Here is a 14,999-nt window from a genome sequence, read left to right as displayed (position 1 = left end):
GATCAGACGGCCAGCGGGCGGGCCTTCGCGGCGGCATCGAACGCCATCCAGTCGGCCACCATCTCGGGCAGCGCCTTCAGCGGCACCATGTTCGGGCCGTCGCTCGGCGCCTTGTCCGGGTCGGGATGGGTCTCGGCGAAAATCGCCGCCACACCCACCGCTGCCGCCGCACGCGCCAGCACCGGCACGAATTCGCGCTGGCCGCCGCTGCGCCCGCCCAGACCGCCGGGCTGCTGAACCGAATGGGTGGCGTCGAACACCACCGGGCAACCGGTGCGGGCCATGATCGGCAGGCCACGATAATCGGTCACCAGGGTGTTGTAGCCGAAGCTCGCCCCCCGCTCGGTGAGCAGCACGTTGGGGTTGCCGGCCGCATCCAGCTTGGCGACCACATTGGTCATGTCCCAGGGTGCCAGGAACTGGCCCTTCTTGACATTGACCACCCGGCCGGTCTTCGCCGCCGCGACCAGAAGATCGGTCTGCCGGCAAAGGAAGGCCGGGATCTGCAGTACGTCCACGGCCTCGGCCGCGATGGCGCACTGCTCGGGCAGATGCACGTCGGTCAGCACCGGCAGGCCGGTGGTCTCGCGGATCTCGGCGAAGATCGGCAGCGCGTCTTCAAGGCCCAAGCCGCGCTCGGCACTGGCCGAGGTGCGGTTGGCCTTGTCGAAGGAGGTCTTGTAGATCAGGCCGATGCCGAGCTTTTCCGACATCTCCTTCAGCGCCGCCGAGACCTCGAGGGCGTGGGCCCGGCTCTCCAGCACGCAGGGGCCGGCGATCAGCACCAGCGGCCGATCATTGGCGATCTCGAGCGCGCCGACGCGCACGCGGCGCATACCGTTCTGGGTCTCGGTCATCTCGGGCCTTCCTTGGGATATCCGCAGCAGGGGGATCTTGTCGGTCAGACGAGCCGCGACTGCTCCATCGCGGCCCGCACGAAGGACACGAACAGCGGATGCGGCTCGAAGGGACGCGACTTCAGCTCCGGATGGAACTGAACGCCGACGAACCAGGGATGATCCGGCAGCTCCACGATCTCGGGCAGTACGCCATCGGGCGACAGGCCCGAGAAGCGCAGGCCCGCGGCCTCCAGCCGGTTGCGGTAGTTGACGTTCACTTCCCACCGGTGGCGGTGCCGCTCGGCGATCCGCTCCGCATTGCCATAGATGGCGGCGGCACGGCTGCCAGGCAACAGGGCGCAGTCATAGGCACCGAGACGCATGGTCCCGCCCAGATCGCCGCCCTCGATGCGGGTTTCGGTCGACCCGTCGCCCCGCGACCATTCGGTCAGCAGACCCACCACCGGCTCTTCGGTCGGGCCGAACTCGGTCGACGACGCCTTGGGCAGGTCGGCCAGATGGCGGGCGATCTCGATCACCGCCATCTGCATGCCGAAGCAGATGCCGAAATAGGGAATCCGCCGCTCGCGGGCGAAGGTGACGGCGGCGATCTTGCCCTCGGCGCCGCGCTCGCCGAAGCCGCCGGGCACCAGGATGCCGTGCACGCCTTCCAGGTGCAGCATGGCGTCGTCGCGTTCGAAGACCTGAGCGTCGATCCACTTCAGGCGGACCTTGACGTTGTTGGCGATCCCGCCATGGGCGAGGGCCTCGTTCAGCGACTTGTAGGCGTCCATCAGCTCGACATACTTGCCGACGACGGCGATGGTCACCTCGCCTTCCGGCCGCTTGATCCGGTCGACCACCCGCTCCCAGCCCGTGAGATCGGGCCGCGGCGCGCCGGTGATCCCGAAGGACTTCAGAACCTGGGTGTCGAGCCCCTGCTCGTGATAGCGGATCGGGACCTCGTAGATGGTCTCGACGTCATAGGCCGGCACCACCGCCTCTTCACGCACATTGCAGAACTGCGCGATCTTGCGGCGGTCGGAGGCCGGAATTTCACGGTCGCAGCGCACCAGCAGGATGTTCGGCTGGATGCCGATGCCGCGCAGCTCCTTCACCGAGTGCTGGGTCGGCTTGGTCTTCAGCTCGCCGGCCGCCTTGATGTAGGGCACCAGCGTGACATGGATGAACACCGCCCGCTCGGGGCCCAGCTCGTTGCCGAGCTGGCGGATGCTCTCCATGAAGGGCAGGCTTTCGATATCACCCACCGTGCCGCCGATTTCGCAAAGCACGAAGTCATGCGCCTCGGCATCGGCCAGGATGAATTCCTTGATGCAGTCGGTGACATGCGGGATCACCTGCACGGTTCCGCCCAGATAGTCACCCCGGCGTTCGCGGGCGATCACCTCGGAATAGACCCGGCCCGAGGTCACGTTGTCGTTGCGCCGGGCGGCGACACCGGTGAAGCGCTCGTAATGGCCGAGGTCGAGGTCGGTTTCCGCACCGTCGTCGGTCACGAAAACCTCGCCATGCTGATACGGGCTCATGGTGCCCGGATCGACGTTGAGATAGGGGTCGAGCTTGCGGAGGCGGACACGGTAGCCGCGGGCCTGCAGCAGCGCACCCAGCGCCGCCGAGCCCAGGCCCTTGCCCAGCGAGGAGACCACGCCGCCGGTGATGAAGATGAAACGCGTCATGGGAGAAGCTCGTCCTGGTCTTTGGCGCGGGGGCGCGCCGGACGTCGATCAACGGGCGAAGGCCACGCCCCGAAAGCGCGGCCCGGCCGGCGATCGACACACCGGCCCGTCCTCGAAGTCCTTGAGCGGACCGGCCCCGACGGGCCGGTCCATCAAGCTCCGAGCCCCGCGGCCGAAGCGGCGCGGGGCCCGAAGCAGTGTCGTCAGTTTGCGGCCGGAGCGGCCGGCGCCGAAGGCGGCGTCACCGTGTCGCCCGAAGGCGCCGGTGCCGCAGGCGCCGAAGGCGTCTCAGCGGGTGCCGCCGGAGCGACGGGCGCCGTCGGTGTCGCCGGAGTGATCGGCGCAGCCGGGCCCGACGGCGTGGTGGTGTCGATGCGGTCGAGGACCGAGCCGCCCCGATTGTGGGTGCCGCCGAGGATGGCGAGGCCCAGGCTGGTCAGGATGAACAGCGTGGCGAGTACCGCGGTCGCACGGGTCAGCAGGTTGGCCTGGCCGCGCACCGACATCAGCCCGCCGCCGCCACCGCCACCACCGATGCCGAGCGCACCGCCTTCGCTGCGCTGCAGAAGGATCGTGATGATCAGCGCGATCGCCAGCAGCAGGTGGATGACCAGCAGAACACTTTCCATGGGGCGTGTGGTCCGTTCTCGAAAGTGTGGTCGCGAGGCCCGGGCTTTCTGCCGGACCGCACGGGTTTCTCAGAGGGGGGGCCGCCGCCTCAGCGGGCCGGCGCCGCCGCCCCGATGGCCAGGAAGTCTGCGGCCTTGAGGCTGGCACCGCCGACCAGGGCGCCGTCGACATCGTCGACCCCCAGAATCTCGGCTGCGTTGCCGGGCTTCACCGAGCCGCCATAAAGGATGCGGATGCCCTGGGCGGCATCGCCGAAGCGCGCCGCCAGGCGCGCACGGATCGCGCCATGCACCGCACGGATATCGTCGGTCGTGGGCACCAGGCCCGAACCGATCGCCCAGACCGGCTCGTAGGCCACGACCAGGCGGTCGGCCGAGGCGGAGGCCGGGACGGAGCCGTCCACCTGTGCTTCCACCACCGCAACGCCCTCGCCGGCCTTGTACTGATCCAGCGTCTCACCGACGCAGACGATCGGGACGAGCCCTGCGGCTGCCGCCGCCTCCGCCTTCGCGGCGACAACGGCATCGGTCTCGCCATGATCCTGGCGCCGTTCGGAATGGCCGACGATCACATAGGTGCAGCCGACATCCTTGAGCAAGGCGGCGGCATGATCACCGGTATGGGCACCGGAGGCCTTGGCGTGGCAGTCCTGGGCGCCCAGGGCGACCTTCGAACCGCGGATCGCCTCGCCCACGACCGGAAGCAGTGCGGCGGGTGGGCAGACGGCAAACCCGGCGGCGAGGCCTTCGGCACCGGCGGCGACTTCGGCCGCAAGCGCGCGGCCATCGGCCACCAGCATGTTCATCTTCCAGTTCCCGGCGACCAGCGGCGTGGGACGATGCGGCATACCCGGTAGCTCCCGTAATCTTATAAGAGGCGGCTGCAGAAACGAGTCGGTCTCTTCCCCGGCAGGAAAGCCCGCTTCACCGGCGGATCCGCGGGATGATCACCGGCGGCAATCAGGTCCACGCACGCATTCACGCCCGGCAAACGCGCCCTCCGCGTCCGGTCGGGGCTGCTATAACACGCCTCGCGGGGCATTTCCAGTCGGTGCGACAGCACATAACGCAGGCCCGACATGCAGCGGGCGGGTTTCAAGATTGCGACGCAGAGGCCGCGCCTTCTATTATGCGCGCGACCGTGACCCCGGCCGTGCCCGCCTGACCGTGCCGCCGGGCCGAACAGAGATCAGGATCCGTCCCGCATGCTCAACCAGTTTCGTACCGCGTCCCGCCACTGGCTGTTCCGCGTGTTCCTCATCGCGCTGGCAGCCAGCTTCGCGGTCTGGGGAATCGGCGACATCTTCCGCGGCCGCAATTCCACCGTCGTGGCCGAGGTTGGCGGCGTGGAGGTGACACCGCAGGAGCTGGACCGGATCTATCAGGGTGAGATCCAGCGCGCCCGCCAGATCTTCGGCCCGACCTTCGACCAGAACATGGCCCGCAGCATGGGCCTGCTGGAGCGCTCGGTCGGCATGGCGGTGGGCGATGCCATGATCCGCGCCGAGACCGCGCGGCTCGGGCTCGGCGTCACCGACGACATGATCGCCCGCTCGATCACCGAGGCGCCGGCCTTCCGTGGCATGGGCGGCCGGTTCGACCGGATGGTCTACGAGCAGGTCCTGGCACGCAACGGCTATACGCCGGCAACCTACGAAGCGTCACTCGCCGATGATCTGCGCCGCCAGCAGCTGATCTCGGCCCTGGCGACGCCCGTTCCGGCCCCGGAGCCGCTGGTGACGCTGGAGCACATGTTCCAGGGCGAGCAGCGCCGGCTGATCACGGTGCGTGTCCCCGCCGATCCGGCCGCGATCGAGGCGCCGTCCGACGAGGTGCTGGCCACCTATTACGATGCCAACAAATCGGCCTATGCGATCCCCGAGCGGCGGGCCGTCAGCTTCGCGACGCTGACCCCCGAGGCGCTGGCATCCGAGATCACCGTCGACGAGGCGGCGCTGCGCGAGGCCTATGAGGCCCATCTCGACCGCTACACCACCCCGGCCACCCGCCAGGTGCTGCAGATGACCTTCCCGGACGAGGCCGCGGCCAAGGCCGCCCGCGACCGGATTGCGGCCGGTGAGTCGTTCGACGAGGTCGCCGGCGCGCTGGGCTTCGACGCCTCGACCATCAATCTGGGCGACGTCACCCGCGAGCAGATGCTGCCCGAGCTTGCCGATGCAGCTTTCGCACTTGGCGAAGGCGAGGTGTCGGCACCGGTGCAGAGCCCCCTCGGCTGGCATGTGCTGACCGCGCGCAATGTCGTCGAAGGCAAGACCCAGAGCTTCGACGAGGTCCGGCGAGGCCTCGAAGAAGAGCTGAAGCTGGAGCGTGCGGTCGACAAGGTCTACGAGGAAGCGACCCGGATCGAGGACAGCATTGCCGGCGGTGCGACCATCGAGCAGGTCGCGCAGCAGTTCGGCCTGGACCTGGTGAAGATCGACGCGATCGCAGCCGACGGCACCGATGGTCTGGGTCATGCGGTCGCCCGCGCGCCCGAGACCGACCGCTTCCCCGCCCTCGCCTTCTCCACCGATCAGGGGGCGACCACGCCGCTGACCGAATGGGAGAACGGCCGCTACTTCATCCTGCGTGTCGACGGCATCACCCAGCCCGAGGACCGGCCGCTCGACGAGGTGCGCGAGCGCGTCGTCGCCGACTGGCGGGCTGAAGAAGCCCGCAAGCAGGCCTCCGAGCGTGCGGCGAAGCTGGTCGAGGCGGTGAAGGGCGGTACGGCACTCGCCGCGGCGGCGGCCGGGTTCGGCCTGGATGTCGAAACCCCGCCGGCGATCGATCGCCGCGGCCAGATCGCCGGTGCCGCCGGTGCGCAGCCGCAGCGCGCCAATCTGCCGGCGCCCCTGGTCCGTGATGCCTTCGCTGCAAAGACCGGCGATGCCGTCGCCGCCGATACCGGCGATGGCAGCCGTATCGTTGCGGTCGTGGCGGATGTGATCGTGCCCAAGGCGCCCGAAGGGGCGGAAGCGGCCGCTCTTGGTGCGCGGCTGGAACAGGCGCAGTCCCAGAGCATCCTCACCCAGTACGAGAAGGTGCTGCGCGCCCGCCATCCGGCTTCGATCAATCAGGGCCTGATCAACCAGATGTATCCGGCTGCCGGCTCCTGAGCCGGCAGCCATCCGCATCGGTACCAGACCCCGCCTCGGCCCGCCCCCCTCTTTGAAAGCACATGGCCGCCCATGGACATCGCGCCCGATTTCGACCGCTTCGCGACGCTCTACGGCGAGGGCCGGGCACAGGTGGTCTCCACCACCCTGGCCGCGGATCTGGAAACGCCGGTCTCGGCCATGCTCAAGCTCGCGGACCGGCGGCCCTATTCCTTCCTGCTCGAATCGGTCGAGGGCGGTGCCGTCCGCGGCCGCTATTCGCTGATCGGTCTCAAGCCCGATCTGATCTGGCGGGTGGTCGACGGCCGGGTCGAGGTCAATCGCGACGCCCGGGCGGATCTGGATGCCTTCGTGCCGGAAGAGGGCGCCGACCCCATCGCCTCTCTGCGGGCGCTGATCGCCGAGAGCCGCATCGACCTGCCGGACAGCCTGCCGCCGATGGCGGCCGGTCTGGTCGGCTATCTGGGCTATGACATGGTGCGCTTCATGGAGCGCATGCCCGCCCCGAAGAACGATGCGCTGGGCATACCCGACGGGGTGTTCACGCGCCCCACCGTGATGGCGATCTTCGATGCGGTCGACAGCACCGTCACCCTGGTGACGCCCGTCCGCCCGGCTGCAGGATGCGATGCCGCCATGGCCTGGCGGCTGGCGCGGGAACGGCTGATGGATGTGGTGGCGGATCTGGGCCGCGGCCTGCCGGTCGGTCTTGCGCCCTCGGCGGCCGATCTTGGCCAGACCGGAGAGCCGCGCTCCAATGTCGGTCAGGCGCGCTTCGAAGAGATGGTCCGCACCGCCAAGGACTACATCCTGGCCGGCGACGCCTTCCAGATCGTGCCCTCGCAGCGCTTCACCCTGCCCTTCCGGTTGCCGCCCTTCGCCTTCTACCGGTCGCTGCGCCGCCAGAACCCCTCGCCCTTCCTGTTCTATCTGGATTTCGGCAGCTTTCAGGTGGCGGGTTCCAGCCCCGAAATCCTGGTCCGGGTGCGCGATGACGTGATCACCGTGCGCCCGATCGCCGGCACCCGTCGGCGCGGCAAGGATGCCCCGGAAGATCAGGCGCTGGCCGAAGAGCTGGCGGCCGACCCGAAAGAGGTAGCCGAGCATCTGATGCTGCTCGATCTGGCCCGCAACGATGTCGGCCGCTTCGCCGAAATCGGCACGGTCAAGGTCACCGAGAACATGATCATCGAGCGCTACAGCGCGGTGATGCATCTGGTCTCCAACGTCGAGGGCCGGCTTGCCGATCGTCATGATGCACTGGATGCCCTGATCGGCGGCTTCCCGGCCGGCACGGTTTCGGGTGCCCCCAAGGTGCGGGCGATGGAGATCATCAACGAGCTGGAACCCGACCGCCGCGGCGTCTATGGCGGCGGTGTCGGCTATTTCTCGGCCGGCGGTGCCATGGACAGCTGCATCGTGCTACGCACCGCGGTGATCAAGGATGGCGAACTGCACGTCCAGGCCGGCGCCGGCGTGGTCGCCGACAGCGACCCGACCTCCGAATACGAGGAAACCCGCGCCAAGGCCCGGGCCCTGATCCGCGCTGCCGGCGAAGCCTGGCGCTATGCGGGGGGCCTCGCCCGATGACGGCATCCGCGACCGATCCTCTGGTTCCGCCAGAAGTACCGTCGGTCCGGATCGAAACCGACCGTCTGATCTTGCGCCAGTGGCAGCAGGGCGACCTGGCGCCCGTTGCCGCTCTCCGCGGGGATGTGCGGGTGGGCGAGACGCTCGGCGGCACGCTCACCGAAGACCAGGCCCGTGCCTTCGCGCAGCGGATGGCGGCGGAGATCGCCGGGCGCGGCTGGGGCTTCTTCGCGATGGAAGACCGGCGCTCAGGGCATTTCGCGGGTTTTGGCGGCCTGCGGCCGATCCCCTTCGAGACGGCCTTCACGCCGGCCATCGAGCTGGGCTGGACCCTCTCCCCAGCCCTGTGGGGACAGGGGTTTGCGACCGAGGCCGCACGGGCGGCAAGCGGCTTTGCCTTCGAAACCCTGGGCCTTGACGAGGTCGTGGCCTACACGGCCGCGTCCAACCAGCGCTCGCAGGCGGTGATGCGGCGACTGGGCATGGTTCCGGATCCGGCGCTGGATTTCGATCACCCGCGCCTTGCTCCGGACCATCCCCTCGCCCGCCATGTGTTCTACCGCCTGCGGCGACCCTAGAGCGCCATCAGGCCGCCTTGCCACCGAAGTCATAGCCGGCATCGTCGATCGCCTCGCGCACCACGGCTTCGTCATGGGCGCCGGCGATCGTGACCAGGCCGGCCGGCCGGTCGATCTCGATCTCAGCCTCGGGCAGGCGGGTGCCCAGGGCGCGGCGGACCGCCTTTGCGCAGCCGTCGCAGGTCATGCCCTCGACACGATAGGTCTGGGTGGTCATGTCCGTCACTCCTTCACTGCCGGCCCGTCGGCAAAGACCGGGCCTTCCTCGGCCCGTGCGGGGGCCGCCTCGTCCGACGCGGCGCGGGGACCGGCCGGTTCACTGGCGCCGGGGACTGCGACCAGCGCAGTCAACGGCACGAAAACGATGCCCCGCGCCCGGGCCGCCGGCAGCCAGCGGTTCAGAACCTTCAGGGTCTCGGGATGCGGGTGGCCGATGGCGATCGCAGCCCCGTGGCGCCGGGCGATCACTTCCAGCCGGTCGAGCTGCGCCGCGATCTTGCGCTCATCGATCTCGTGGTCCAGAAAGATATCGCGCTGAACATTCGGGATGCCGGCCGAAATGGCCGCCTTCGACCCCACGGATTTCGCGGTCGTCCGGCTGTCCAGGAACATCAGCCCGCGCGCCTTCAACTCGGCCATCACCGCCGCCATCAGCGGCGTGTCTTCGGTCGCCCGGCTGCCCATGTGGTTGTTGATCCCGACATAGGCGCCGAAGGCCTCCAGATTGTGCTTCAGCCGCTTGACGTTTTCGGCCACCGGCAGCGCCGGATTCAGGGCGCCCGGCCCCGGATCGGCCGGCCCCTGCGGCTGCATCGGCATATGCACGATCAACTCGTGCCCTGCTGCCCGCGCCTTGGCCGCCTGCCCGGCAACATCCTGGGCATAGGGCAGGAAGGCGAATGTGATCGGCGACGGCAGGCCGATGGCGGCTGCGGTCTGCGGCTTGTTGACCCCCATATCGTCGATGACGATGGCGATTCGCGGCCCCTTGGGTGCCACCGGTGCCGGCATCGCATAACGCTGCCAGGCGGGCTTGCCGTCCGCCGGCGGCCGGATGGCATCCGGCACCGGCGGTTGAATCGCCGCCAATTGCTGCGGCGCCCGTTCAGCTGTTGCAACGGCAGCCGGCGCCTCGGCCGGCTTCGCAGGCGCGGCTTTCGGCACTGTCGGCTGCGGGTCAGGCTTTGCTGCTGGCGCGGGCGGCTTGGCCGCGGCGGCCTGGGGCTGCGACTCACGGCTTGCATCCGCGCCTGTGATCGTATCGCCGCTGCCGGCCAGATCCGGCGTCCATTCCTTCCGTGGTGCGTCGGGCGCTGCGGCCGGGGTCTCCGGGGCCTGGGGTCGGGCAGGCTCGGTCACGGCTGCACCGGCAGGCAGGGTCGGCCGGGCGACCTGTTCATAGCGCGCGGGCTTGATCAGCGACCCGATCACGGCGCCTGCGACCACCAACAGGGCGATGCCGACCAGCCCATAGCCCAGGAAACGCCGCCGGGCGAGCAAAGCCGAACCGAAACGAGCAAGAAACCCGGGACCGTCAGCCCCGGAAGCCCGGACCGGCCCACGCAGGCTGCGCGCTGTGCCGCCAGATGCGGGCTTGCGGGATGCCGCCGCCCTGGATGTGGCGCCCTTGGCCGCGCCGGCCTTCGCCCCAGCCGCCTTCGACGCCGACGCCTTTGACGCCCCCGCCTTGGACGCGCCAGTGGCGCCACTGCGCGGCCTGCTTCCGCCAGCCGGCTTGCGGCCGGCCGTGCCGGTTTCGTCGCTGCCCTTGCGGGTGCCGCCACCCTTTCGGCCGGCGCCGCCGTCGCGGCGTCCGTCCTCGCCCTTGCTCATGCGTCTGGTCCGTAATCACTCTGGTCCTGGGCCGACCCGCGGCCGGCGGGCGCACTATAGCCCATCGTCCGGCCGCTGCCGATGGGCCTGCACGTCATGACCGGCCGCCATATCCTGCCCGTCATGCTCGGCCAGATCGTCCAGGATCGGGCAATCCGGACGACCGTCGCCATGGCAGTTTGCGACCAGATGGGCAAGGGTGCGCCGCATGCTCCGGAGTTCGGCCATCCGGCGGTCGATCTCATTGATCCGGGCCTCCGCCAGCTGGCGGACGTCACGGCTGGCCCGTCCACGATCATCCCAGAGTGCCAGCAGGTCGCGGACATCCTCGACCGGGAAGCCCAGATGCCTGGCGCGCAGTACGAACCGCAGCCGATCGAGTGTCGTCGCCGGATAATCGCGATAACCATTGGCGGCCCGCGCCGGCTTCGGCAGCAGCCCGATCTCCTCGTAATAGCGCACGGTCTTGGGATTGGTTCCCGCAGCCTCGGCGAGCGCACCGATGGTCAGGCCGGTCATGCGGCGCGCTCCCTCATCCCGGCCGGCCGCCAGCGGGCCAGCAGCAGGGCATTACCGAGCACGCTCACGGAACTTGCCGCCATCGCCGCCCCCGCAAACACCGGATCCAGAATGCCCAGCGCGGCAAGCGGAATGCCGATCACATTGTAGCCGAAGGCCCAGACCAGATTCTGGCGGATCTTCGCCCGGGTCGCCCGACAGATGTCGAGGGTCGCAGGCAAGAGGGACGGGCTCTGTCGCATCAGGGTGACATCGGCCGCAGCCATCGCCACATCGGTGCCGCCGCCGATCGCGACCGACAGATCCGCCCCGGCCAGGGCCGGCGCATCGTTCACACCGTCGCCGACCATCATCACCCGCCGGCCGGCCGCCCTCGCCTCGGCCACTACGGCTGCCTTGCGGGCCGGATCGGCGCCGCCGACCGCCTCGCTGATGCCCAGCCGTGCCGCCACCGCCTGCGCGGTCGCCGGGGCATCGCCGCTCAGCATCTTCACGGTGATGCCGCGATCGCCGAGCGCTTTCACCGCCGCCGCGGCATCGGATCGGGGAGCATCCGCGAGCACGAAACCGCCGAGGAGGTCCGGTTCCCCGGCTTCCGGCACCGCCGCCAGCCAGACGACCGTCGCGCCTTCGGCCTCCGCTGCATCGGCCTCCGCCCTCAGCTCCGCCGGGATCTCCACCCCGGCCTCGGTCATGAAGCGTCGTGAGCCCAGCCTGTGGGGCAGCCCGGCGATCACACCTTCGACGCCGGCACCGGGGCGGTTGCGCCGCTGGCCAACCTCGACCGGCGCCACATCCTCCGCCTCCGCCGCAGCGCGGATCGCACGGGCAAGCGGATGTTCGCTCGCCTGCTGCAGGCCGGCGGCGCGGGCGAGCGCCGTGCCGGTCGCACCGATCATCCGCAGCAGCCGCGGCCGCCCCTCGGTCAGCGTGCCGGTCTTGTCGATCAGGGCGAGGTCGATGCCGACCCCGTGATCGAAGGCTGCGGGCGACCGCACCAGGATGCCGGCCTTCGCCGCCGCCCCCGTCCCGGCCACGATCGCGGCCGGTGTGGCGAGGCCCATGGCGCAGGGGCAGGCGATGACGAGCACGGTCACGGCGTGAATGATCGCCTCGGGCCAGGGCGTGCCGGTCGCCACCCAGCCGGCGAAGGTGGCAAGTGCGATCAGGATCCCCGCCGGCACGAAGACCGCGCTTACCCGGTCGACCAGCGCCTGGACCGGTGCGCGCGTCGCCTGGGCGTGTTCCACCATCCGCACCACCTGGGCGAGGGTGGTATCGCGGCCGACCCGGACGATGCGGGCAAGCAGGGGATCGGGGCCATTCACCGTGCCGGCCGACAGCGTGTCGCCGGCACGCTTCGTGACCGGCAGGCTTTCCCCGGTCAGCATGGATTCGTCGGCGGCCCCCTCGCCTTCGATCACACGGGCGTCTGCTGCGATACGCTCGCCCGGCCGGATCGACAATACGTCGCCGGGCCGGAGTGCGGTCACGGCGACCTCGATGTCGTTTCCGTCCGGCGTGCGACGCAACGCGGTGTCGGGCCTGAGCGCCGCCAGGGCCCGGATTGCGGCGCCGGTGGCACGACGTGCCCTGCCCTCCATCCAGCGGCCGAACAGGACCAGCACGATCACCGCGGCCGCCGCCTCGAAATAAAGATGATGGACCTGGCCATGAACCACCCACAGATAAAGGCTGAGACCGAAGGCCGCCCAGGTGCCGAGCACGACCAGAAGATCCATGTTCCCCACCCCGGCGCGCAGCGCGCCCCAGGCGGGTTTCAGGAACCGCCGGCCCAGGCCGAGCTGTACCGGCACGGCCAGCGCCAGCTGCGCCCAGCCCGGCAGCGGGCCGATGCCGAACTGGGTCCAGACCATCTGGCCGACCAGCGGCAGGGCGAGCAGAGCGCCGATCACGACCTCGATGCCCATGCGGCGGCTCTCGGCCAGCTCCTGCGCCTCGCGCGCCTCGCGGGGGTCGACACCCAGGCCGCCATCCTCGGCGGCTTCGGGAATGATGTCACCCTCATAGCCGGCGCGGGTGAGTGCCTGGATCAGACGCTCGTCGGTGACGCCCGGCTCCAGCGTCACCAGCGCCTCGTGGGTGGCGAGGCTGACCTCCGCATCCCGGACCCCTTCGACCCGCTTCAGCGCCCGCCCCACCCGGGTGACGCAGGTGCCGCAGGTCATGCCCTCCACGGCGATACGGCGTTCGACGGCGTTGTCTCCGGGGCCCTGTTGCGCGGCCGTGATCGTATCCATTTCGCAACCCTCTCTCGGATGCGCCGCGGGGGTGACGCCGACGGGCGGCATCGGATGGAGCATCCCTTCACGGCCTAGTCTGCACCTTCCAGTCGCTGGAAGGTCAAGTACCCCCTCACCGATTGCGACCGCCTGTCGCGGCGTTCCGGCAACCGGCCGGTGCTACGGCCGCATCCCGCGGCTTGACGACAGCGGATGCAGGGGGTTTCCTGTGCCTCCGGCGGCCCTGTATGGGCCGGTATTCTTCCGTGCGCGAGGACCCCGACCCCGATGATCCTGCCGACCCCGAAGATCCTGATGGTGGACAATTACGACAGCTTCACCTGGAACCTGGTCCATTATCTGGGCGAGGCGGGGGCGGAGGTCGAGGTGGTGCGCAACGACCAGATGACCGCAGACGAGGCCATGGCGCGTCGGCCCGACGGCATTCTGCTCTCGCCCGGCCCCTGCGATCCCGATCGCGCCGGTATCTGTCTCGACATGGTCGCGGCAGCCGCCCGAACCGGCACGCCGCTGCTCGGCGTCTGCCTGGGTCACCAGACCATCGGCCAGGCCTTCGGCGGTCATGTGGTGCGCGGGCCGAAGCCGATGCATGGCAAGGTGACCGCCATCCACCATCATGGCGGTCCGCTGTTCGACGGCCTGCCCGAGACCTTCCCCGTGACCCGTTACCACTCGCTGGTCGTAGAGCGCGCAAGCCTGCCGGCCGCGCTGGTGGTGACCGCCGAGGATGACGACGGCATCATCATGGGGCTGTCGCATCGTGAACTGCCGATCCACGGCGTGCAGTTCCATCCCGAAAGCATCGCATCCGCCCACGGTCACGAGCTGATCGGCAATTTCCTGAAGACGGTCCGCACCTCCGGGACCGCACGCGCGACGGAGACCGCATGACTTCCGACACCACCAGCCCGGATTTCCGGGCGCTGATTGCCCGTGCCGCCGACGGCCATGCCCTGACCCGCGAGGAAGCCCGCCAGGCTTTCCGGCTGATGATGGGCGGCGAGGCGACGCCGGCGCAGATCGGCGGTTTCCTGATGGCACTCCGCGTGCGCGGCGAGACGGTCGAGGAAATCACCGCGGGCGCCGAGGGGATGCGGGCCAAGGCCACCACCGTCCGGGTGCCGGCCGGCGCGATCGACACCTGCGGTACCGGCGGCGATGCGCGCGGCACCTACAACATCTCGACCGCCGCCGCACTGATCGTGGCGGCCTGCGGCGTGCCGGTGGCCAAGCATGGCAACCGTGCGCTCTCCTCCAAATCCGGCTCTGCCGACGTGCTCAAGGCGCTGGGGCTCAATATCGAGGCCGATCTGGAGCGGGTGGAACGCGCGGGACGCGATGCCGGTTTCTGCTTCCTGATGGCGCCGCGCCACCACGCCGCCATGTTGAACGTCGCCGGCCCCCGGGTGGAGCTGGGCACGCGCACCATCTTTAATCTGCTGGGCCCCCTCGCCAATCCGGCGGGCGCCACACGCCAGTTGATCGGCGTCTTCGCCGAGCGCTGGGTGGAGCCGGTCGCTCAGGTGCTGCGCAATCTGGGCTCGGAACGCGCCTGGGTGGTCCATGGTCGCGACGGGCTCGACGAGATCACGGTCACCGACGAGACCGCTGTGTCGGAGCTGAAGGACGGCAAGGTCACCAGTTTCACGGTCTCGCCCGAGATGTTCGGTCTCACCCGGCATCCGGCAGAGGCGCTGAAGGGCGGTGACGCCCAGACCAATGCCGCGGCGATCCTGGCGATGCTGGACGGCACGCCCGGCGCGCTCCGCGACATCGCCCTGCTGAATGCCGGGGCCGCCCTGCTGGTGGCCGGCGTTGCCGGCGATGTCGGCCAGGGCATCGCCATGGCCCGCGACGCCCTGGATCAGGGCCGCGCCAAGGCGGTTCTGGACCGGGTCATCGCGATCACCAACGGCCGGGAGGGCTGAAGA

Annotated in this window: 13 protein-coding genes; 5 read left to right on the top strand and 8 right to left on the bottom strand. The window is 69.7% G+C overall.

The features are described from left to right. Window positions 1-2 precede the first annotated feature (2 nt). From kdsA to tpiA, 4 genes are all read right to left on the bottom strand, one after another. Window positions 3-857, bottom strand: a complete 855-nt coding sequence (gene kdsA, locus CMO28_RS03685) for a 3-deoxy-8-phosphooctulonate synthase (RefSeq protein ID WP_014745264.1) — start codon at window positions 855-857, stop codon at window positions 3-5. A gap of 44 nt (window positions 858-901) precedes the next feature. After that, window positions 902-2,536: a CTP synthase gene (locus CMO28_RS03680; protein ID WP_296709760.1), complete on the bottom strand. Its 1,635-nt coding sequence runs from the start codon at window positions 2,534-2,536 to the stop codon at window positions 902-904. Between the two features lie 203 nt (window positions 2,537-2,739). Next, window positions 2,740-3,165, bottom strand: a complete 426-nt coding sequence (gene secG / locus CMO28_RS03675) for a preprotein translocase subunit SecG (RefSeq protein ID WP_296709757.1) — start codon at window positions 3,163-3,165, stop codon at window positions 2,740-2,742. 89 nt (window positions 3,166-3,254) lie between these two features. Continuing rightward, on the bottom strand, window positions 3,255-4,013 hold the full coding sequence (tpiA, locus tag CMO28_RS03670) for a triose-phosphate isomerase (protein WP_062764999.1): 759 nt from the start codon (window positions 4,011-4,013) through the stop codon (window positions 3,255-3,257). A gap of 357 nt (window positions 4,014-4,370) precedes the next feature. Between tpiA and CMO28_RS03665 the strand changes: the two genes are divergently transcribed. From CMO28_RS03665 to CMO28_RS03655, 3 genes are all read left to right on the top strand, one after another. After that, the gene (locus CMO28_RS03665) at window positions 4,371-6,284 is read left to right on the top strand and encodes a SurA N-terminal domain-containing protein (RefSeq protein ID WP_296709753.1); all 1,914 of its coding nucleotides are present in this window, start codon (window positions 4,371-4,373) and stop codon (window positions 6,282-6,284) included. Window positions 6,285-6,356: 72 nt separating this feature from the next. Beyond that, window positions 6,357-7,874: an anthranilate synthase component I gene (gene trpE, locus CMO28_RS03660; RefSeq protein ID WP_296709750.1), complete on the top strand. Its 1,518-nt coding sequence runs from the start codon at window positions 6,357-6,359 to the stop codon at window positions 7,872-7,874. Next, a complete protein-coding gene (locus CMO28_RS03655) occupies window positions 7,871-8,452 on the top strand; it encodes a GNAT family N-acetyltransferase (protein WP_296709748.1) in 582 nt (193 codons plus the stop codon). Before trpE ends, CMO28_RS03655 begins: the two co-directional genes overlap by 4 nt. A gap of 7 nt (window positions 8,453-8,459) precedes the next feature. Here CMO28_RS03655 and CMO28_RS03650 read toward each other — a convergent pair whose 3' ends face one another. From CMO28_RS03650 to CMO28_RS03635, 4 genes are read right to left on the bottom strand one after another with little or no spacing between them, the layout of a single operon-like run. Beyond that, the gene (locus CMO28_RS03650) at window positions 8,460-8,669 is read right to left on the bottom strand and encodes a heavy-metal-associated domain-containing protein (RefSeq protein ID WP_014745271.1); all 210 of its coding nucleotides are present in this window, start codon (window positions 8,667-8,669) and stop codon (window positions 8,460-8,462) included. Between the two features lie 5 nt (window positions 8,670-8,674). After that, window positions 8,675-10,285: a divergent polysaccharide deacetylase family protein gene (locus CMO28_RS03645; RefSeq protein ID WP_296709742.1), complete on the bottom strand. Its 1,611-nt coding sequence runs from the start codon at window positions 10,283-10,285 to the stop codon at window positions 8,675-8,677. Window positions 10,286-10,339: 54 nt separating this feature from the next. Further along, the gene (locus CMO28_RS03640; protein ID WP_296709739.1) at window positions 10,340-10,804 is read right to left on the bottom strand and encodes a MerR family DNA-binding protein; all 465 of its coding nucleotides are present in this window, start codon (window positions 10,802-10,804) and stop codon (window positions 10,340-10,342) included. Next, window positions 10,801-13,065 carry a heavy metal translocating P-type ATPase gene (locus CMO28_RS03635; RefSeq protein ID WP_296709736.1) on the bottom strand — a complete coding sequence of 755 codons (2,265 nt, stop codon included), beginning with the start codon at window positions 13,063-13,065 and terminating at the stop codon, window positions 10,801-10,803. The genes CMO28_RS03640 and CMO28_RS03635 overlap by 4 nt, the downstream gene beginning before the upstream one ends. Window positions 13,066-13,335: 270 nt before the next feature. Here CMO28_RS03635 and CMO28_RS03630 point away from each other — a divergent pair, with 270 nt between their 5' ends. Further along, a complete protein-coding gene (locus CMO28_RS03630; protein ID WP_296709734.1) occupies window positions 13,336-13,959 on the top strand; it encodes an anthranilate synthase component II in 624 nt (207 codons plus the stop codon). Further along, a complete protein-coding gene (trpD, locus tag CMO28_RS03625; RefSeq protein ID WP_296709732.1) occupies window positions 13,956-14,996 on the top strand; it encodes an anthranilate phosphoribosyltransferase in 1,041 nt (346 codons plus the stop codon). Before CMO28_RS03630 ends, trpD begins: the two co-directional genes overlap by 4 nt. The last annotated feature ends 3 nt before the right edge of the window (window positions 14,997-14,999 follow it).

The organism is Tistrella sp., from assembly GCF_002684955.1.
Lineage (GTDB): Bacteria > Pseudomonadota > Alphaproteobacteria > Tistrellales > Tistrellaceae > Tistrella > Tistrella mobilis.
Note: the sequence above shows the minus strand (reverse complement) of the source record. Positions and strands in the feature narration are given on the sequence as shown.